This is a genomic window from Streptomyces sp. NBC_00287 (assembly GCF_036173105.1).
In the GTDB taxonomy this organism is placed as follows: domain Bacteria; phylum Actinomycetota; class Actinomycetes; order Streptomycetales; family Streptomycetaceae; genus Streptomyces.
Window position 1 is genome coordinate 8,877,811 of the sequence record NZ_CP108053.1, and the last position, 19,483, is coordinate 8,897,293.

Below are 19,483 nucleotides of genomic sequence, written 5' to 3' on the forward strand. Positions count from 1 at the left end.
ACTCCCTGCGCTCGGCCGGAAATCCGACGCGCGCGGGACGGCCGCGCACGCCTGTGCCCGGTCGCTGTGCCACCGTGCACACGGCCAGCGTATGGCACTCAGTGCCACAGGTAAAGGCACTGCGTACCCTCAATCTGAGTCGCGGCCCAGGGTGGTCTCGATCTCCTGGACGACCCGCCACAGGGGCGCACCCCGGCGCGACACCACGACCACCACATCGTCGGGCTGCTCGTCGGCCCGGGGCGCGGGAGCGGCGCCGAAGGCGGACTGCACATAGCCGAGCGCGTGGTCCACGGTGGCGCTCGCATCGCTGCGGCCGTCCGAACGCAGCCAGGAGCGCAGCGCGTTGTTGTGCGCCGCGACCACGGCCGCCGCGATCACATCGGCCTGGAGCGTGCCGTCGCGCCGGGCCGCGAAGCGCGCCCGCAGATACTCCGCGAGCGCCCGCTCGTAGCGCCACACCACCGACAACTCGTAGGCGCGCAGCCCCGGCACCTGCTTGGTCAGGCGGTAGCGCTGCACCGAGAAGGTCGGGTTCTCCGCGTACATGCGCAGCACCAGACGGGCCGCGTCGCACACCCGGCGCACCGGCTCCGCGTCCTGCTCACCGGCGGACAGGAAGGCCGTCATATCGGCCAGGCACCGTTCGTGATCCGGGAAGACGACGTCCTCCTTGGACGGGAAGTAGCGGAAGAACGACCGCCGCCCCACTCCGGCCAGCGCCACGATGTCGTCCACCGTGGTCTGCTCGTACCCCCGCTCCAGGAACAACTGGAAGGCAGCCGCGACCAGCGCCTCCCGCATCGGCGGCTTCGCGGGTGCGGCCTGCGCCTTCTCGCCTGCGCTCATGGTCGGGAACGTAGCACCTGATCACCCCCGATGGCACTCAGTGCTGCACTTGAAGGGAACTGAGTGCCCTTCGTGTGGGCAGGAGAAAATGGAGCCCCTGCCGTCCGACCCCGGGGGAGCGATGTGCTGGAGTGCGGAGGCCGACCTCATAGCGGGCGTCGGCATAGCCGCCGTGGGCGTGGCCTGTGTGGCGCGGGCCCGCCGCGTCCGTGATCTGCCGCTGGCGGCACTGCCGTTGCTGCTGGGCGCCCATCAGATGGTGGAGGCGGCGGTCTGGGCGGGGGACGGCGGCACCGGCCCGGCCACGGTCGTCTGGGCGGTCATCGCCCTCCCCCTGCTGCCCCTGTGGGTACCGGCGGCAGTCCTGGCCGCCGCACCCCGGCCCGGACTCCTCGTCCCCCTGGCCGCCGGAGTCGCCACCGCGGCGGCGCTCACCTACGCCCTCGCCACGCGCCCGGTCAGAGCCGAGATCCGCGGCCACACCGTCGGCTACGTCCTGGACCTGCACCACGCCGAGCTGCTGATCGCCGGATACCTGATCGCCACCATCGGCTCGCTCCTGCTCTCCGGCGACCGAGGGCTGGTCGGCCTCGGGGTGCTGGTGGCGGTGGGCGCGCTGATCTGCGCGGCGCTGTGGCGGATGGAGTTCGTCTCGACGTGGTGCGCCTTCGCGGCCGTGTGCTCGGTGGTCCTGCTGGGCTGGGTGCGCAAGGCGCCGGCTAGGGCGTGAGCAGCCGCTCCTGCTCCACCGGGGGTGTGCCGTCGTACCAGGGCACGACCTTGCCGAAGCGGAACAGCTCGCCGTACAGGCGCGGGTCGACGTGCTCGGCGAGGATCACGTCGAGTACGGCCGCGGCGGCGTCGGCCGGTGACTGGGCGTGGCGGTAGTCGCTGAACCAGGGGCGCGAGGTGGCGGTGTCCACCATGCCGGGGCACACGGCCGCGATGAGGGTGCCGGTGGCGAGGTCGCGCTCGCGGCGCTCGGCGGCCATCGCGCGGACGGCGGCGACCTGGGCCACCTTGGAGGGCACGTTCAGCCACAGCGGCCAGCCCGCCTCCCGCGCGATCCCGGCGTGCACGGCGCTCCGCCAGGACTCGACGGCCCGCTCGACCTGATCGAGGCTCACCCCGTCGAACAGAGGGTGCAGCCGTGGGTCGAGATGGCCGAGCGTGCCCAGGCTGCTGGCCACCACGAGGAGGCGCCCGCCCGGGCGCAGGACCGGGCCGAAGGAACGCAGGATCGCGTGGGTGGCGGTGTTGGAGACATCGATGAACTCGTCGGCGCGCGCGGCCTGGGAATCCTCGGGCAGTACCCGGGCTATGGCGTTGGACAGGACGATGTCGACCCCACCGTGCAGGTCCTCGGCGAGACGGGCGATGGCGTCGGTGTCGGTGACGTCCAGGACCCGGCCCTCGACACGCGCGCGCGTGCCGGGCAGTACGGCGACCGCGCGGGCGGCGTCCGTCACGCGCCGGTGGTCGCGCCCCGTGAGCAGGACCAGGTCGTCCGGGTCCATCCGGGCCGCCAGTCCCTCGACGAAGGCACGGCCGAGACCTTGATTGGCGCCCGTGACAAGGGCGATGCGTGAAGTGGTCATGCACGCCACGCTAGAAACGCCCCGTCCATGCGTCCAACGAAACTTCGGCACATCTAGTATGCGTAAACGTCATGGACTTCACGGATGTCTCGCTGACCGCGCTGCGCGTCCTGCGCGCCGTCGCCGAACAGGGCACCTTCACTGCGGCCGCCGCGACGCTGGGCTACACCCAGTCGGCGGTGTCCCGGCAGATCGCCGCGATCGAACGGGCCGCGGGCGCCGAGCTGTTGGAGCGGCGGCGCGAGGGAGTACGGCTCACCGCGGCCGGACGCATCGTCCTGCGCCGCGCGAGGGTCGTGCTCGACGAGATCGACGCCACGGCACGGGAGCTGTCCGGCCTGCCGGGGCAGGCGGGAACGGTCCGCCTGGGCTGGTTCCCCAGCGCCGGGTCCTTCCTGCTGCCCCGAGCCCTGACCGCGCTGCGCGACACACACCCCGGTCTGCACGTCGTCAGCCGCGAGGGCACGACCCCGGCGCTGGTACGCGCCCTGCGGGCCGGCAGCCTCGACCTGGCGCTGCTCGCGTCGGCGCCGCCCTTCCGTGCCCCGGACACCGAGTCGCCCCCGCTGGTCCTGGAGACGCTCACCGAGCGGGCGCTCCGCCTGGCGCTGCCCGCGACCCACCCGCTGGCCCGCGGCGACTACATCGACGTCGCCGATCTGCGCGGGCAGCGCTGGATCGCGGGCTCCCGCTCGGGAGAGGACGGGCTGATGGGCGTATGGCCGGGCCTGGACGAGCGGCCCGAGATCGCCCACACCGCCCGTGACTGGCTCGCCAAGCTCCATCTCGTCGCCGCGGGCTGCGGGCTGACCACCGTGCCCGCCGCCTTCGCCACCGCCGCGCCGCCCGGCGTCCGGGTCCTGCCCGTCCGGGGCGGGCCCCGGGAACAGCGGCGCCTGCTGCTGGCCCGGCTGCCCGGCCCGCCGGCCGAACCGGTGACCCAGGTGGCGGCAGCGCTGCGGGCCGCGGCGATCGACGGCTGAGTGAGTCTTTCCCTGTTCTCCGCCGAGGTCAGTGCACTCCGCCGAGGTCAGTCCCGCTTTCCGCGCCCGCTCAGCGCGTCCCTCAGCCGGTCGACCATGCCGACGCCGGGGGCCAGCAGCTTGTTGGCGGGCGGGGTGTCCGGGGCCGAGGGATGCGGGCGGGTCGGCGCCGTCTTCTTCGCCATCCGGACCTTGTCACCGAGATCGTCGAGAGCGGCGGCGGGACAGGCCGCGCGCAGCTTCGGGAAGAGGTTCGCCTCCTCGTCGGTGATGTGCGAGCGGACCTCGATCATCAACATGCCGATGAGCCGGTCGAATTCAGGATCGCCGACATCGCAGCCCTCCAGGTCCTTCATGGTCCGCTCGGCCCTGGAGTGATCGTCGATCTCCCGGTCCGCCAGCACATCCCCACCGGGCAAGTGCTCGCGCACCGCCGGGTACAGGTAGGCCTCCTCGGCGACGGAGTGCCGCACCAGCTCCATCGTGGCCTGGTCGGCGTACAACTTGCGGTCCTTGTGCCCGGGCGGCAGCGCCTCGATCCTGCCGAAGAGCTCCTCCACCTCGCGATGGTCGGTCACCAGTTCCTCGATCACGTTCCCACCGTGACCCATGGTCTTCACCTCCAGTCCCTGACGGCGGCCCGGGCGGACGCGCCGCGGCCACCCGAGTGCCCGCCCGACGCGCACCCACACAGGCCACCACCGTCATCCGGACATCGTCTCCACGACACGGGTACTCGTCGCGGAACGGTGGCCTCCGCCGCGGAAAGGACGGGCGGCGCGGCGGCGCCCATACTGTCCCTACGGGCGACTCCGCCCCCGGTCCCGCACCTCCTTCGCAAAGGAGTTCCGGATGACCCTCGACCAGTTCCCGCCATCTCCTGCGCCGGACCTGCGGATCGGCCTGCTCGGCTCCTACGGCGGGTGCAACACCGGCGACGAGGCGATCCTGAAGTGTGTGCTGAGCTGCCTGCGCGCCCACCGCCCGCAGGCCCGGCTCGTCGTCTTCAGCCGGAACGCCGACCACACCCGCACCCATCACCCGGCAGCCGACGAGGTCGTGGACTGGGAGGGCGTCCCGCAAAAACCCATGCTCGACACCCTGGCCGGCCTGGACCTGCTGGTCCTCGGCGGCGGCGGGATCCTGTACGACGGAGAAGCGCGCCGCTATCTGCGGCTGGTGCGGGCGGCACACGAACGCGGCGTGCCCACCTTCGCCTACGCCATCGGCGCGGGCCCGCTGCGCGAGAGCGACGACCGCGAGGCCGTACGCACCGTCCTGCCCGCGATGACCGAGGTCGTCGTACGCGACGAGGAGTCCCGACTGGTCCTGGAGGAGGTCGGAGTCGACCGCGACCTCACCGTCACCGCCGACCCCGCGCTGCTGCTCCCGCCCGAGCCCTTCACCGAGCAGATGATGCGACAGGAAGGCCTCCCCCTGGACTCCCGGCTGGTCGGGATGTCCGTACGGGAGCCCGGCCGGGCGGCCGAGAAACTGGACGAGGACGACTACCACGCCCTCCTCGCCGACGTCGCCGACTTCCTGGCCCGCCGCCTGGACGCGCACGTCGTCTTCGTCCCGATGGAACGCCAGGACGTCCGGCACGCCCACGGCGTGCTCTCCCGGATGAGCGCCCCGGACCTCGGACGCATCCTCCACAACTCCTACAGCCCCGGCGAGATCCTCGGCTTCATGAGCCACCTCGACATCGTCGTGGGCATGCGCCTGCACGTCGTGATCTTCGCCGCGCTCAACGGACTGCCCGTGCTGCCGCTGCCGTACTCCGGCAAGGTCTTCGACTTCGCACGCCGTACCGGAGCGCCCGCACTGGTCGGCGTGGCCAGGGAACAGGCCGGACTGCTGCTCGCGGAGGTGGACCGGCTCTGGGACGAGTTCCCGCTGCGCCAGGAGGACCTCAAGGCCCGAGTGCGCGGTCTGCAGGAGCGGGCCCGGGAGACCTGTGTGCGCCTGGGGGACCTGCTGGACTCCCTCGACGGCGGCGCGCGGGCGGAACACGCCGACCTGAGCCTGTTCACGCCGGGCTCGTGAGCGGTCCGACGGGGGCACAACACGCAGCCGACGGGAGAAGCGATGCCGATCCTGCAAGCACCTGACCCCGACCGCACCGTCACCCTGCCCCCGCGTGCGGCCCGCCACGGCGGGCGCACGGACGTGCTGGTCGTCGGCGGCGGCCCGGCCGGCACCGCCGCGGCCTACGCGGCGGCCGACGCCGGTGCCGACGTCGTGCTCGTGGAGCGCTACGGCTTCCTCGGCGGCAACGCCACCGTGGCCCTGGTCATGCCGCTGATGTCGTTCCACAACGAGCGCAAACAGGCCGTGTTCGACGGCGCGGGCCACAGCGGTCGGCTGCTGCCCACCGACCACGGCGAGGGCGACCCCGTGGTGGCGGGATTCCTCTGGCTGCTCCTGGACCGGCTCACCGAGCGAGGCGGCTGCGTTCCGCCGTCCCCCGAGACCGGCTACACCGTCCCCTTCGACCCGGAGATCTACAAACTCGTCCTCCTCGATCTGCTCGACGAGGTAGGCGTCCGCATGCTGTTCCACTCCTTCGCCTCCACCGCGCTGCCCCTCGACGACGGCTGGCGCGTGGTCTTCGAGACCAAGTCGGGCCCCGTGGTGATCGACGCGGGCGTCGTCGTCGACGGCACGGGGGACGGCGACATCGCCGCCGCCTGCGGGGCGCCGTACGAGATCGGCCGGCCGGAGGACGGTCTGGTGCAGCCGATGACGCTCATGTTCCGCATCGTCGACTTCCTCCAGCCGCGGTTCACCGAGTACGTCAGCGAACATCCCGACCAGTGGCGGGGCGTGCACGGGCTGTGGGACCTCGTCCGGGCGGCCACCGAGACAGGCGAACTGCGGCTGCCGCGCGAGGACATCCTGTTCTTCGGCACCCCGCACCCCCGGGAGGTCAGCGTCAACAGCACCCGGGTCACCCGGGCGCTCGGCACCGATGTGTGGGACCTCAGCCGCGCCGAGTTCACCGCCCGCCGCCAGATGGCCCAGATCGACCGCTTCCTGCGCCGCCACGTACCCGGCTTCGACGACGCCTACGTGGTGCAGAGCGGCGTCCAGATCGGGGTACGGGAGACCCGCCGCATCCTCGGCGACTACCACCTGACCGGCCACGACATCCTCGCGGCGCGCTCCTTCCCCGACGCCGTCGCGCACGGCGCCTACCCCGTCGACATCCACAACCCCCGGGGCAGCGGCACCGTCCTCAAACGCGTCCCGCGCGGCAGCTTCTACGACATTCCGCTGCGCTGTCTGCTGCCCCGGGACACGGAGCGGCTGCTGGTGGCCGGGCGGTGCATCTCGGGATCGCACGTGGCCCACTCCTCGTACCGCGTGATGCCCATCGCGATGGCGACCGGGCAGGCGGCCGGAGTCTGCGCCGCCCTGTCGGTCCGGCTCGACCGCAGTCCACGTCAGGTGCCCCACCACCTGGTCCAGCGCACACTGCGCCGCCAGGGCGCGCACCTGCGCCTGGAACCGAGGGAACCGGTGCGGACGGGGTCGGACTAGGAGTCGTTACTGACCCTGGCGATCGTATTGAGCGCAAACGATCGATACGATTGGGGGCGTAGAGTAAGCGCTCCTGATCACGCCACTGTCCTGGGGGAATCATGCGACTCCATGTCGACCAGCGCCATGAGCGCGTGCTCGAACTCGTCCGCGAACGGCGCAGTATCCGGGTCGCCGAACTCGCCGCCGAACTCGGCGTGTCCGCGGTGACGTTGAGGCGGGACGTGGAGGCGCTGGCCGCTCAGGGGCGGGTGCACCGGCTGCACGGCGCCGTGGTGTGGCCGGAGGAGACGGCGGTCGAGCCGCGTGAGCGGCCGCAGGGCGCCGGGGGCGCGGTGATCGGAATGATCGTGCCGACCACGAACTACATCTTCGCCGACATCGTGCGCGGTGCCCGGGAGGCCGTCGCGGCCCAGGGCGGACGGCTGGTCCTCGGTGTGTCCGGGTACGTCGACGCGGAGGACTCCGTCCAGGCCGAGCACCTCATCGCCGGCGGCGCGCAGGGACTGCTCGTCGCGCCCAGCTGGTTCGGGGGCGTACCGGAGGGCGGCCAGGAGAAGTGGCTGCTGGAGCACGATGTGCCGGCCCTGCTGGTGGAACGCTCGGCGCCGCCCGGCAACCCCGCCGCCGTCCTGGACCGGGTCCGCACCGACCGCGCCCACGGCGCCGCCGTCGCCGTCGGCCACTTCGCCTCCCTCGGCCACCGCAAGATCACCGCCGTGCTCCAGGAGGGCCCGCACGCCGTCCAGATCTCCGCCGGATTCCGGGCCGCGGTGCAGGCGCTCGGGCTCGACGTCGACATCGACGCCCCCGCGGTGCGCGAACACGGCGACTACGAGGCGAGCGTCGACCATCTCGTCGACGCCGTGCAGAAACGGGGCGTGACAGCGGCGCTGGTGCACAGCGACGAGGACGCGATCGTGCTGGTGCCACGGCTCCAGGCCGCCGGTGTCCGGGTGCCGGACGACCTGGCGCTCATCGCCTACGACGACGAGGTCGCCGGAATGTCCGACGTCCCGCTCACCGCGATCGCCCCGCCCAAGCGCTCGGTGGGGGAACTGGCCGCCAAGCTGCTGCTCCAGCGGCTCGCCGAGCGCCGCGGCGGACAGCAGCCCGGCCCTGGTCAACACCTCGATCTGCTGCCCGTATTGAGGATCCGCTCGTCCTGCGGCGGTGCGGCGATCACTCTGTGAGCGTTACGTTCGTTGCGCGATCGTTTTGATTGTCTTGGTCGAACGCTCTTGACGTCGATCGTCCGGGCACAAAAGATGTCCTGCGACCGCCTCTTCCCGTACGAGGTCTCGTAGGAGACGTGCAATGACGCGCACTACACGTTCGTTCCGCAGCACCGCCACCCTTGCCGCTGTCGCCGCCCTCGGCCTGCTCGCCACCGCCTGCGGCGGCGGCGACTCGACCGACACCGCCGACGGCGGCAAGCCGGTCACCCTCACCTACTGGACCTGGACACTCGGGGCCAAGTCGACCGTGGAGGCGTTCAACAAGACGCACAAGGACATCAAGGTCGAGCTCACCGAGATACCGAGCGGCACCGAGGGCTACAGCAAGCTCGCCAACGCCGTGAAGGCGGGCAACGCGCCCGATGTGGCCACGATCGAGTACCAGATGGTCCCCGAGTTCGCCAGCCAGGGCAATTTGATCGATCTGACCGAGTACGCAGGCGAAACGGTCAAGACGAAGTTCCCGCAGGCCGTCCAGGACCTGGTGACCTTCGGCGGCAAGACCTGGACCGTTCCCTACGACGCGGCCCCGCAGCTCTACTACTACCGCACTGACCTGTTCAAGAAGTTCGGCATCGAAGTCCCCACCACCTGGGACGAGTTCAAGACGGCCGCCGAGAAGGTCAAGAAGCAGGACAAGAGTGTCCGCCTCGCCTCCATGCCGAAGAACGACCCCGCCCTGCTGGCCGCCCTGTCGTGGCAGGCGGGCGCGAAGTGGTTCTCCGTCGAGGGCGACGCCTGGAAGCCCGCCGTGGACGACGCCGCGACCAACAAGGTCACCGGCTACTGGGACGGCCTGATCGAGGACGACCTCGTGCAGTCGTACACCGGCTACAGCCCCGAGGAGACCAAGGCCCGCACCTCCGGCAAGACCCTCTCCTTCCTCGGCGCCTCCTGGTCCGCGGGCGGCATGAAGACCGCCATGCCCGACCTCGCCGGCAAGTGGGCCGTCGCCCCCATGCCGAACTGGGGCACCGCCGCCACCGGCAACTACGGCGGCACCTCCTACGGCGTCCTCAAGGGCAGCGACAACGCCGAGGCGGCCGCCGAGTTCATCACCTGGCTCACCACGAACAAGGCCGGTGTCCAGGCCCGCCTCGCCGACCTGGAGTCGCCGAGCAGTGCCCTGCCGGCCAACCCCGAGATGCGTGAGGTGGCCGCGGCGAAGTTCGACACCGCGTACCTGAACGGCCAGGACCTCTACGGGCTCGCCTCCGAGCAGGCCGAGGCCATCGTGCCCGGCTGGACCTGGGGCCCGAACCAGATGGACGTCTACACCGCCGTCCAGGACCAGACCGCCAAGTCCGACTTCACCGCGGGCGTCAAGGCCGGGCAGCAGAAGGCCGAGTCGGGCATCACGGAGCGCGGCCTGAAGCTCGCGAAGTAGTCGCGGGGCGACAGATCAGCGGCCGGACCGCCGGGACGCCTCAACGGCCCCGGCGGACCCGCGCCCGCTGTCGCTCGGGGCGATCTGCTCGCCGCACCGAAGGCGCCGTGCGCTCGTCCCGCCTGGCGGCCCGGTGCCCGCCTCGCCTGAGGGCCTTGTGCTCGACATCCCCGGCGAACCGGGGCGGGCTCGTCGGAGCCGGCGTTCAGCGGCCCCGATCTCGCCCCACCCGCCGCACCACACCGCCCGCCCACCCCGCCACCTGCGGCCGACCCGCATACGCCTCCACGGCTCGCCACTATCCAGCGCCAGCCGCCCGTGGCCGCCCCGCATCAGCCGTCCACACCTCGCCCACACCTCGCCCGCACCCTCGCCCGCCTCCCCCCGCCGCCCAACCCCCCCCGCCAAGGAGCCCCTGTGGCAGCACCCTCCGCCCCAGCCGTGCGCCCCGTGGCCGAACGCGCACCCGCGCCCCGGCCGCCCGCCGCCTCGAAGCTGCGGCGCAGCCAGCGTCGCGCCGCCGCCCTGTTCATCGTTCCGTTCTTCGTGCTGTTCGCCGTGGTGATGGCGGCGCCCATCGCCTACGCGGTGTGGATGAGCCTGTTCCAGGAGCGTTCCTCCGGGCTCGGATTCGGCGGCACCGAGCGGGTGTTCGCGGGCCTGGGCAACTACACCAAGGCCCTGTCCGACTCCGGCTTCCGGGCCTCCTTCGGACACATCGCGCTCTACTGCGCCCTGTACATCCCGGTGATGATCGGCGGCTCGCTCGCCCTGGCCCTGCTGGTGGACTCCGCGCTGGCCCGCGCCAAGCGGTTCTTCCAACTCGCGCTGTTCCTGCCGCATGCGATCCCCGGACTGATCGCTTCGATCATCTGGATCTACCTGTACACACCCGGTCTGAGCCCGGTGCTCGACTGGATCGGCGCGTTCGGCGGCTCATGGGACTTCTACCGCAACGACCATGTGCTCACGTCCCTGGTCAATCTGACCGCCTGGCAGTGGACCGGCTACAACATGGTCATCTTCTACGCCGCCCTGCAGGCCGTTCCGCGCGAAGTGATCGAAGCGGCCGTCGTGGACGGAGCCGGCGCCCTGCGCACCGCCCTCCAGATCAAGGTGCCGATGATCGCTTCCGCGGTCGTCATGACCGTTCTGTTCACCTGCGTCGGCGCGATCCAGATCTTCACCGAACCCAAGCTCCTCAACCAGCGCGGAGCCCCCTCCATCGACACCGAGTGGTCCCCGACCCTCTACATCTGGAAGGCCGGGTTCGTGCAGCACGACTACGGCCTGGCCGCCGCCGCGTCCCTGCTCCTCGCCGCCCTCGGCGTCGCCCTCTCCTACCTCGTCACCCGGATCGGCAACCGGTGGAAGGCCGCGCAATGAGCACTCTCACCCAGGACACCGCACCCACCGCCAAGACCCCGGCCGCCACCGAACGCCCCACGGCCGCCCGCAGACGCCCCGCCGGCGCCCTGCTCTCCAAGGGCGTCGTCAACGGACTGCTGATCGTCGCCGCGTTCTACACCCTGATGCCCATCAGCTGGCTGCTCTTCGCCGCCACCAAGAACCACCGCGACCTGTTCGCCACCTCCGGCTTCGCCTTCGGCGACTTCAACCTGTTCACCAACCTCGAACGCGTCTTCACCTTCAACGACGGCATCTATCTGCGCTGGTTCGGCAACAGCATCCTCTACTCCGTCGTCGGCTCCGCCGTCTCCACCTTCATCTGCGTCGCCACCGGCTACGCCTTCGACAAATACGAATTCCGCGGCAAGGAGAAGCTGTTCGGCCTGGTCCTGGCCGGCGTCCTCGTCCCCACCACGGTCATCCAGCTGCCGATGTACCTGCTGGCCACCAAGGCCGGCGTGGTCAACACCTACTGGGCGCTGCTGCTGCCCGCCCTGGTCAACCCCTTCGGCGTCTACCTCGCCCGCGTCTTCTCCGAGGGCTATGTCCCCGGCGAGGTCCTGGAGGCCGCCCGCGTCGACGGCGCCGGCGAACTGCGCACCTTCGCCCGCATCGGACTGCCCATGCTCGCGCCGGGCTTCATGACCATCTTCCTGTTCTCGTTCACCGCCAGCTGGAACAACTTCTTCGGCGCCCTGGTGATGCTCAACGACGAACAGCTCTACCCGGTCAACCTCGGCCTGTTCATGTGGAACAGCGTCACCCAGCAGCAGCCCGAGTTCTATTCGCTCGTCATCACCGGCTCTCTCGTCGCCGTCGTCCCGCTGATCGTCGCCTTCGTCTGCCTCCAGCGCTTCTGGCGCTCCGGGCTGACCGCCGGCGCGGTGAAGTGACGATGCCCGCACCGGAAGGCACCCCCCTGAACAGCACGCCCCGCCCGCACACCGTTCTGGCCATGGGCGCCGAGATCCACCGCCAACTCCTGGCCGAACCCGCCCTGCACCGCCTGCACACCGTCGCCCAGGTCGACACGACCACCACGGTCACCGACCTCACCACCGCCGACCCACGTCAACTCGCCGCCGCCGAAGTCCTGTTCACCCACTGGGGCGCCCCCCTGCTCACCGAGGACACGCTGCGCCTGATGCCCCGGCTGCGCGCGGTCGTGCACGCCGCGGGCTCCGTCAAGCACCATGTCACCGACGCCGTATGGCACCGCGGCATCACCGTCTCCTCCGCCGCCGCCGCCAACGCCCTGCCCGTCGCCGAGTTCACCCTCGCCGCCATCCTCTTCGCCGGCAAACGCGTCCTCGACATCGCCCGCGTCTACGCCGACACCCGCACCCACCCCGACCTGCTGCCGTACTACCGCGGCCACGGCAACTACCACCGCACCGTCGGCATCGTCGGCGCCTCCCGCATCGGCCGCCGCGTCATCGACCTGCTGCGCCCCTTCGACCTCGACGTCCTGCTCTACGACCCCTACATCGACGCCCACGAGGCCCGCGCCCTCGGCGTCGAACCCGTCGGCCTGGACGAACTGGCCCGGCGCGGCGACGTGGTGTCGATCCACGCACCCCAACTCCCCGAGACCCACCACATGTTCGACGCCCGCCGCCTCGCCCTCCTCAAGGACGGCGCCACCCTCGTCAACACCGCCCGCGGCAACCTCGTCGACACCGACGCGCTCACCGCACACCTGGTCACCGGCCGCCTGCACGCCGTCCTCGACGTCACCGAACCGGACGTACCCCCGGCCGACTCACCGCTGTACACGCTGCCCAACGTGCTGCTCACCCCGCACATCGCCGGCTCCCTCGGCAATGAACTCGGCCGGATGACCGACTGGGCCGTCGACGAGGTCGCCCGCTACGCCCAGGGCCTGCCGCTGGCGTACGAGGTAGCCCCGGACGAGCTGATCCGTTCGGCCTGAACACCCGTCGCAGGAAAGGATCTTCATGCCCGACGCCGCCCACCGCGTCCTGGTCGTAGGCATCGACGGCGTACGCCTCGACACCCTGAACCGGCTGTCCACCCCGCACCTCGACGCGCTGGCCGCAGAGGGCTTCCTCACCGAGATCGAGGTGGACGCGGACACGCCCACCATGTCGGGCCCGTGCTGGGCGACCGTCGTCACCGGCGTCACGATCGCCCAGCACGGCGTGTGGAGCAACGACTTCACCGGCCACCGCCTCGACGTCTTCCCCGACTTCACGACCCGGCTCGCCGTCCAGGACGGACTGCGCACCTTCGTCGCCGCCGGCTGGCAGCCCCTGCTGCAATCCCGCGCCGGCGGCCCCCTGTTCGCCGCCCCCTCCCGGTCCGTCCACATTGCACCGACCGCCGACACCCCCGAGGCCTGGGAGCACTGCGACGAACAGATCACCGACGCGGCGGTACGCGTCCTCGCCGACGCCCGCGACGACACGGCCGCCTCCTTCGTCTACCTCGGGGCACCCGACGAGACCGCGCACATCCTGGGCTGCGGCGAGGCCTACGAGGCCGCGATCCGCCAAGCCGACACCCGCCTCGGCCGCCTGTTGTACGCGGTCCGCTCCAGGCCGTCGTACGCCGACGAACGCTGGACCGTCCTGGTCGTCACCGACCACGGCCATGTCGACGCGGGCGGCCACGGCGGCCGTACGACCGTGGAGCGCACGGCGTGGCTCGCCGCCGCGGGCCCCGGCATCGGCGCGCCGACCCGCACCCTGCGCCATGCCGACGTCGCCGCCCAGGTGTTCGCCGCGCTCGGCCGCCACCCCGACCGGCACTGGACGCTCGACGGGGTGCCCTTCGCGGCCGCCCCGCACGCCGTGCTCCTGGACATGGACGGCACGCTCGTCGACACCGAGTCGCTGTGGCTGCGCACGGTCCGCGAGGCCGCGCCGGGCATCGAGCCGGACGACCTGTTCCAGGCCCTCGGCCGCACGGCCGCCGACACCGCGGCCCTCCTGCACGCCGAGGACCCGCGGACCCTGGCGGCGGACCTGGAAGCCCGCTTCCTCGCAGCCGTCCAGCGCGAGGCCACCCCCCTTCCCGGCGCTCTCGAACTCCTTAACCTGCTCCAGGAGTTGGGCATCCCCGCAGCCCTGGTCTCGGCGTCCTCACGCCCGGTCGTGGACGCGGTCCTCAAGACGCTCGGCGCCGACCGGTTCCGCACCACGGTCGCCGAGGGCGAGACACCCCGCACCAAGCCCGCCGCCGACCCCTACCTCGCCGCCGCCCGCACCCTCGGCGTCGACCCCGCCGCCTGCCTCGCCGTGGAGGACTCGCCCACGGGCCTCACCGCCGCCGAGGCCGCCGGCTGCCGCGTCCTCGCCGTCCCCTCGTTCACGCCGATCGAGCCGGGACCCCGGCGCACGGTCCGCCGAGGCCTCGCGGGAATCGGCAGGCGGGAGCTGTGGGCGGCAGGACTGTGACGCCGTAACCCGACATTTGTTCGGTGCACGTGGGCGTGCATACGATCGCCTCCCGTACGCCCCGAGGAGCCCGTATGCCGTCCGCCCGCCGCCGTCTGCTGTACATCACCGACCTGGCCTATCCGGCCCGCGGGCGCCGGTACTGCGACGAGGACATCTTCCTCACCTCCCGGCTGCGCGAGGACTTCGACCTCGCGCTGTGCCATCCGCGGGAGGCGGCCCAGCTGATGGACGGCTTCGACGCCGTCGTCGTGCGCAACAGCGGCCCGGTGCTGGAGTACCCGGCGGCCTACGAGGCGTTTCGCGGGCGCGCGGCCGACACCGGGGCCCTCGTCTACAACGAGCTTTCCGGGCGCGGCGACATGGCGGGCAAGCAGTACCTGCTCGACCTGACCGCCGAGGGCTTCCCGGTCATCCCGACCGTCGACCGCCCCGAGGACCTGCACCGACTGCCGGTGAGCGAGCGGTACGTCGTCAAGCCCAAGCGCGGCGCGGACTCGATAGGCCTGGAGATCGTCTCCGCCGAGCGGGCCCGGGAGCTGGCCGACGTTGGCGTCCTCGTCCAGCCGTGCGTGGACTTCTCCTACGAGGTCTCCTTCTACTTCGTCGACCGCGACTTCCAGTACGCCCTGTACGCGCCGGACCCGGAGCGGCGCTGGCAGCTCCAGCCGTACGACGCCACCGGCGCCGACCTGGAGTTCGCGCGGCGCTTCATCGACTGGAACTCCATCGGCCACGGCATCCAGCGCGTCGACGCCTGCCGTGCCCCGGGCGGGGAGCTGCTGCTGGTGGAGTTGGAGGACCTCAACCCGTATCTGTCGCTGGACGCGCTGAGCGAAGAGTCGAGGGACGCCTTCGTCGTGGCGGTGAAGGCGTCCCTGCACGGGATGTTCAGCCGAGCCTGACCGTGATCCGCTGACTGGCGCCCGCGGTCCCGCTCAGGTCGCCGAAGGTGAGCTGGAGAGAGGCCCCGGTCGTCGCCGAGGTCACGGTGGTCGGCTTGGACGTCACCGAGGCGACCGCGCGGTTCCAGGTGAGCGTCAGGCTGGTCTGCATCCGCATCGGATCGCTGACGCAGATCACCGCGGTGCCGTCACTCCGCTCGTTGATCATCACGCAGCACGGGTTGCTCGCGACGAGATTCCCGACGGTGCCGCCGAACCAGAAGTTGACGCCGGTGAAGCCGAGCGAGGGAACTGCCACGCCCTGCTGGTCGTTGGTGTTGGCGAGGACGGTCAGCCAGCCGGTGGCGGCGGCCCGCGCCTGGGTCTGTGCCGCCGTGGCGCCCGGCATCAGCAGATAGGCGTAGCCGGCGGCGGTCGGGTTCGTGCCGTGGTCGACGTACATCGTCAGGTACTTGCGGTTCAGTACGGCCGTGGAGCCGCCCTTGTTGATATCGCTCCAGCGTCCGTCGCGCGCCTCGCGCAGCGCCTTGACGGTGGCCCCGCCGGGGAACACATAGCCGCCGTGGCCGCCGATGTGCGCCCACTGGGCGCCGGTGAGCGTCTCCGACCAGGGATAGGCGAGCGGCTTGGTGGTGCCGTCCACCGTGAAGGACGTGTTGCCGGTGGGGCCGAGATTGCGGTTCTCGACGGTGGTCTCCACGGCCGTCCCGTCGGTGCAGCGGATACCGGCGCCGAGGCAGACCACTGTGTCGTCGAGGAAGAACCATGACTTCTTTGCCAGCAGCGTGGACTGAAGCCCCTTGAGGTACTGGCCGATCGCCGCCCGTTGCCCGTCCGTGGTGCCGCCCACCCAGTTCACATCGGGCAGGGAGGCGCCCCAGTCGCCGCCGGCCCCGTCCGCGAGCACCTTGCGTGATGCGGTGGTGCCGGGCAGCCGGTAGGGGTCGACGGTGGGCCAGAAGGCGTCGCTGTACTGACCGTTGCCGAAGGTGTCGCCCCACCAGTAGAGCATTCCGGAACCGGTGTGCCAGCCGCGCAGGTTCTCGCCGTTGCCGGTCTCGTAGTACGTGATCCTGCGGTCCGCCATGCTGAGCGAGGCCGCCCAGCCGGGTCTGCGGTGGGTGGCCCGGGCCATGTTGGTGAACAGCCGATGCCCGGTCGGCTCGGCGATCGAAGTGATCGTCGTGTCGTCCAGGACCGATTTGAGACGGGCCAGCTGCGGCAGTCCGATCGACGGGTTGTTCATCGGCGGGCTGTAGTAGTCGCGCTGGAGCCAGCCCTTCACCAGGCCGCGCCAGCGAGCGTTCTCGGTCGTGCTCGCGCCCTGTCCGAGCAGAACGACCGACGCGAGGATCGGATGACCGCGCAGGTGATCGTTCTGCTGGATCTGCTTGCTGTCGGAGGCGGACACACCCCGGCTGATCGCCCGGCCGGAGACGCCGTCCATCACGAGTCCGTTGTAGAGGAAGGGCGCCCACGCGTTCTCCACGGCGTCGAACACGATCTGCCGCTTGGTGTCGGTGACAGCCCAGGTCGATCCGTTGAGCAGTGCGAACAGCATCCCGAGTCCGCCGAGCAGCACCGAGCCGTAGGAGCCCGTGTAGGGCACGGTGGTGTGCTGGATGAACGATCCGTCGGTGTACAGCCCGTCCCCGCCGGTGACATACGGGAAGACGGGGGAGAGGGCGTCCCGGGCGAGCGCCACCTTGGCGGAGCTGCCCCCGACGATGCCGCGCAGCGCCAGCACCCGGCACAGGTCGACGCGGTTGGCCCCGGTGCTGGTCCCGGTGTAGTTGGTGACCGCGGAGTCGGGCACGAAATGGTCCACCGCCGCGCAGTAGTCGGCGAGCTGCGCGGCGGGGAGCGAGTCGTACATCAGCACGCACACGTCCAACAGCGCCTGCGGGGCGCCGATCTGCCAGCTGTACCAGTTGCCGTAGCGGGTCTGGTTCTCGTTGTACACCTCGGAGTAGAGGTGATCGAGCCCGGTCAGAATGGTGGTCTTGAGCGATGCGTCGCCGGTCAGGCCGGTGCCGGGCTGGCAGTACGCCTGGGCGAGCGTGTTGAGCCGGTTGTAACTGGTGTTCAGGTTGCCCGAGTAGCCGTACGACTCCTGATCGGTGTCGGGTTCGGGGTCCGCGTACACCAGGTCCGGCCACAGTGAACCGGAGGCCGGGGCCATGGCGGCCTGCAACTGGCTCGCGGTGCTGCCCAGTTCCGCGAGCCGGCTCTTGAAGGGCTCGGCGGTGGGGGTGAACCCCTCGCCGAGCAGCAGCGTGCGCCACTTGGCCCGCAGCGTCGCGAACTCGTCGGCCTCCTCGGCTGCGCCGGCCGAAGTGGAGAGGGTGAACGCGAGAGCGGTAGTGGTGCTCGCGGCCAGAAAGCCGCGACGTGACCAACGAGTCGTCATGACGGCGCTTTCTAGCATGCCGTCGATCAAACGCTCAATAACCTTGGCTGAATTGAGCGTATCGATCGTTATGCGGTAGGGCGGCGGCTGAACCCCGGGGGTGGCGGTCCCGTATCACTCGTCGGAGTGATTTCGCCCCCGCGCACGGGACGGAAGGAAACGAACCGTGGAGAACAACGGCCCACCCCTGGAACCGGCCCGAGTCCTGCGCCCCCGCCGCACCGACGCCCTCGCCGAGCTGTTCCGCGAGCCGGGCCAGGAGGACTCCGGCGGCTACGAGCCCGTCTCCCTGCCTGCCGCGCCCCACGGCTCCGAGGAGGACACCCAGGAGCTGCCACCCGTCCCCGCCGACTCCGGCGGTCGGCAACGGTCCGGCCGCCCGCTGCCCCGAGTCACCCTGGCGGCCGCCGTGACCGCCGCGGCCCTGATCGGCTTCGGCGGCGCCCTCGTTCTGCCGCACGATGAGGACGACAGCACCGCGCCCGCCCCTCCAACGGCGGTAACGCAAACCCCCACCGTCTCGGCCGCCGCCCCCGACCCCGACGGCCCCGGGACCCTCCGCGAAGGCGACAGCGGCCCCGAGGTCACCGAGCTCCAGCAACGCCTGCTGAGCGTCCCGAACGTCTACAACCCCGGCTCCACCAGCGGCAGCTACGACGCCACCCTCACGGAAGCCGTGGCCCGCTTCCAGCTCTGGTACGGCATCCGCGGCGACGAGACCGGCGTCTACGGCGACGACACCCGCCTCGCACTGGAGTCCCGGACCGCGACGTCCGGCGGCTGAGCAGACCCGGCCGGGCTTCTCGAACGCCGGGCAAGGGGTACGGAAAAGGGCGCGGACGGACCGTCACCGGGCATCAGCATGGGCAGAGGGGCCCGCGCACCCGGCGCCCGCCCCGATCCGACCCGAAGGCCCACCCGATGAACCGCATCCCGGGCCTGGTGCTGCCCGTCGTCTTCCTGCTGGCCCTCGTCGTGGGCGCCGTCTGGTACTGGCGACACCGTCACGACGACTGACCGCGACAGGTGTCAGCGTCGGTCGGCCAGGGCCTGGGAGACCGCCCGTACGCTGCGCGCGATGTGCTGCAGCTGCATGACCTCGGCCGCGTACAGCTTGATCGTGTGCTCGATGACCGACTCGGGCATGCCGAGCGCGGGGAGATCGGCCCGCGCGGTCTGCAGCGCGGTGCGGGCGACCCGGATCTCCTGCTGGACCTGGAGCTGCGCATGACGGGCCAGCAGCACGGGGTGGCGGATCAGTGCCGGGTAGCTGGCGTAGCGCGCCGGCACCAGTTCGCGCAGCCACTTGGCAGCCGAGCGCTCCCAGTCGTAGGTGCCGGGCGTCTTGACCTGGCAGGGCCAGTCCGACGTGATCCGCGTGGTCATCAGGGTCATGGTGATCGCTTCCGGTGTGCGGCGTCGTGAGGGTGGTCCGACGAGGTCGGGGCGGCCCCGGCCTAGGGGATGACCGGGGCCGCCCGGCCGAGCACCCTGGGCGCCGACGCGGGTAGGAGACGGCGGCTGAGGGTGCCCGTCGCGGAGCCCGCGGGGCTGACGGCCTGCGCACGGCGGATGGGGTGACGTGCGCGGAGCGGACCGTCGGCCTGCTGCGGGCGGGTGCGGCGTGGAGAAGTATTTATATATGCCGTCCGCTTTGCAAGACGTATGAAAACATTCATGCTCGAAAAGGGGTGGAAGGTGCCCCTGTGCTCCGTTTTGGCGACGGTGGCGGGGGAGG

17 protein-coding genes are annotated in these 19,483 nt (G+C 71.2%); 12 read left to right on the forward strand and 5 right to left on the reverse strand.

Features of this window, described 5'->3' with window-relative positions:
* Positions 1-129: 129 nt before the first annotated feature.
* Positions 130-804, reverse strand: coding sequence for a TetR family transcriptional regulator (locus OHT76_RS40310; protein ID WP_328876738.1), 675 nt, complete (start codon positions 802-804; stop codon positions 130-132).
* 166 nt (positions 805-970) lie between these two features.
* Here OHT76_RS40310 and OHT76_RS40315 point away from each other — a divergent pair, with 166 nt between their 5' ends.
* A complete protein-coding gene (locus tag OHT76_RS40315; protein ID WP_328876739.1) occupies positions 971-1,579 on the forward strand; it encodes a DUF6629 family protein in 609 nt (202 codons plus the stop codon).
* On the opposite strand, the gene OHT76_RS40320 is transcribed toward OHT76_RS40315, so the two are convergent.
* Entirely contained in the window at positions 1,569-2,447 is an 879-nt protein-coding gene (locus OHT76_RS40320; protein WP_328875835.1) for an SDR family NAD(P)-dependent oxidoreductase, read from the reverse strand. The genes OHT76_RS40315 and OHT76_RS40320 overlap by 11 nt on opposite strands.
* Positions 2,448-2,518: 71 nt before the next feature.
* Here OHT76_RS40320 and OHT76_RS40325 point away from each other — a divergent pair, with 71 nt between their 5' ends.
* Positions 2,519-3,430, forward strand: a complete 912-nt coding sequence (locus OHT76_RS40325) for a LysR family transcriptional regulator (protein ID WP_328875836.1) — start codon at positions 2,519-2,521, stop codon at positions 3,428-3,430.
* 47 nt (positions 3,431-3,477) lie between these two features.
* On the opposite strand, the gene OHT76_RS40330 is transcribed toward OHT76_RS40325, so the two are convergent.
* Positions 3,478-4,041: a hemerythrin domain-containing protein gene (locus OHT76_RS40330; protein WP_328875837.1), complete on the reverse strand. Its 564-nt coding sequence runs from the start codon at positions 4,039-4,041 to the stop codon at positions 3,478-3,480.
* Positions 4,042-4,282: 241 nt separating this feature from the next.
* On the opposite strand from OHT76_RS40330, the gene OHT76_RS40335 reads away from it, so the two are divergent.
* From OHT76_RS40335 to OHT76_RS40375, 9 genes are all read left to right on the forward strand, one after another.
* Entirely contained in the window at positions 4,283-5,479 is a 1,197-nt protein-coding gene (locus OHT76_RS40335) for a polysaccharide pyruvyl transferase family protein (RefSeq protein WP_328875838.1), read from the forward strand.
* Between the two features lie 42 nt (positions 5,480-5,521).
* Positions 5,522-6,976 (forward strand): FAD-dependent oxidoreductase, encoded by a 1,455-nt coding sequence (locus OHT76_RS40340; protein WP_328875839.1) that lies wholly within the window; start codon positions 5,522-5,524, stop codon positions 6,974-6,976.
* A 101-nt stretch (positions 6,977-7,077) separates the two neighbouring features.
* Complete coding sequence (locus tag OHT76_RS40345) at positions 7,078-8,169, forward strand: substrate-binding domain-containing protein (RefSeq protein WP_328875840.1); 1,092 nt, start codon at positions 7,078-7,080, stop codon at positions 8,167-8,169.
* 124 nt (positions 8,170-8,293) lie between these two features.
* A complete protein-coding gene (locus OHT76_RS40350) occupies positions 8,294-9,601 on the forward strand; it encodes an ABC transporter substrate-binding protein (protein ID WP_328875841.1) in 1,308 nt (435 codons plus the stop codon).
* A 417-nt stretch (positions 9,602-10,018) separates the two neighbouring features.
* Positions 10,019-10,987, forward strand: coding sequence for a carbohydrate ABC transporter permease (locus OHT76_RS40355; RefSeq protein ID WP_328875842.1), 969 nt, complete (start codon positions 10,019-10,021; stop codon positions 10,985-10,987).
* Entirely contained in the window at positions 10,984-11,904 is a 921-nt protein-coding gene (locus tag OHT76_RS40360) for a carbohydrate ABC transporter permease (protein WP_328875843.1), read from the forward strand. The genes OHT76_RS40355 and OHT76_RS40360 overlap by 4 nt, the downstream gene beginning before the upstream one ends.
* A gap of 2 nt (positions 11,905-11,906) precedes the next feature.
* Positions 11,907-12,944 (forward strand): hydroxyacid dehydrogenase, encoded by a 1,038-nt coding sequence (locus OHT76_RS40365; RefSeq protein ID WP_328875844.1) that lies wholly within the window; start codon positions 11,907-11,909, stop codon positions 12,942-12,944.
* Positions 12,945-12,969: 25 nt separating this feature from the next.
* The gene (locus OHT76_RS40370) at positions 12,970-14,430 is read left to right on the forward strand and encodes an HAD-IA family hydrolase (RefSeq protein WP_328875845.1); all 1,461 of its coding nucleotides are present in this window, start codon (positions 12,970-12,972) and stop codon (positions 14,428-14,430) included.
* A gap of 74 nt (positions 14,431-14,504) precedes the next feature.
* Positions 14,505-15,335, forward strand: coding sequence for a hypothetical protein (locus OHT76_RS40375; protein WP_328875846.1), 831 nt, complete (start codon positions 14,505-14,507; stop codon positions 15,333-15,335).
* On the opposite strand, the gene OHT76_RS40380 is transcribed toward OHT76_RS40375, so the two are convergent.
* Positions 15,322-17,745, reverse strand: coding sequence for a polysaccharide lyase 8 family protein (locus tag OHT76_RS40380; RefSeq protein ID WP_328875847.1), 2,424 nt, complete (start codon positions 17,743-17,745; stop codon positions 15,322-15,324). The genes OHT76_RS40375 and OHT76_RS40380 overlap by 14 nt on opposite strands.
* 166 nt (positions 17,746-17,911) lie before the next feature.
* Here OHT76_RS40380 and OHT76_RS40385 point away from each other — a divergent pair, with 166 nt between their 5' ends.
* Positions 17,912-18,529 carry a peptidoglycan-binding domain-containing protein gene (locus OHT76_RS40385; RefSeq protein WP_328875848.1) on the forward strand — a complete coding sequence of 206 codons (618 nt, stop codon included), beginning with the start codon at positions 17,912-17,914 and terminating at the stop codon, positions 18,527-18,529.
* 245 nt (positions 18,530-18,774) lie between these two features.
* On the opposite strand, the gene OHT76_RS40390 is transcribed toward OHT76_RS40385, so the two are convergent.
* The gene (locus OHT76_RS40390; RefSeq protein WP_328875849.1) at positions 18,775-19,140 is read right to left on the reverse strand and encodes a hypothetical protein; all 366 of its coding nucleotides are present in this window, start codon (positions 19,138-19,140) and stop codon (positions 18,775-18,777) included.
* Positions 19,141-19,483 lie beyond the last annotated feature (343 nt).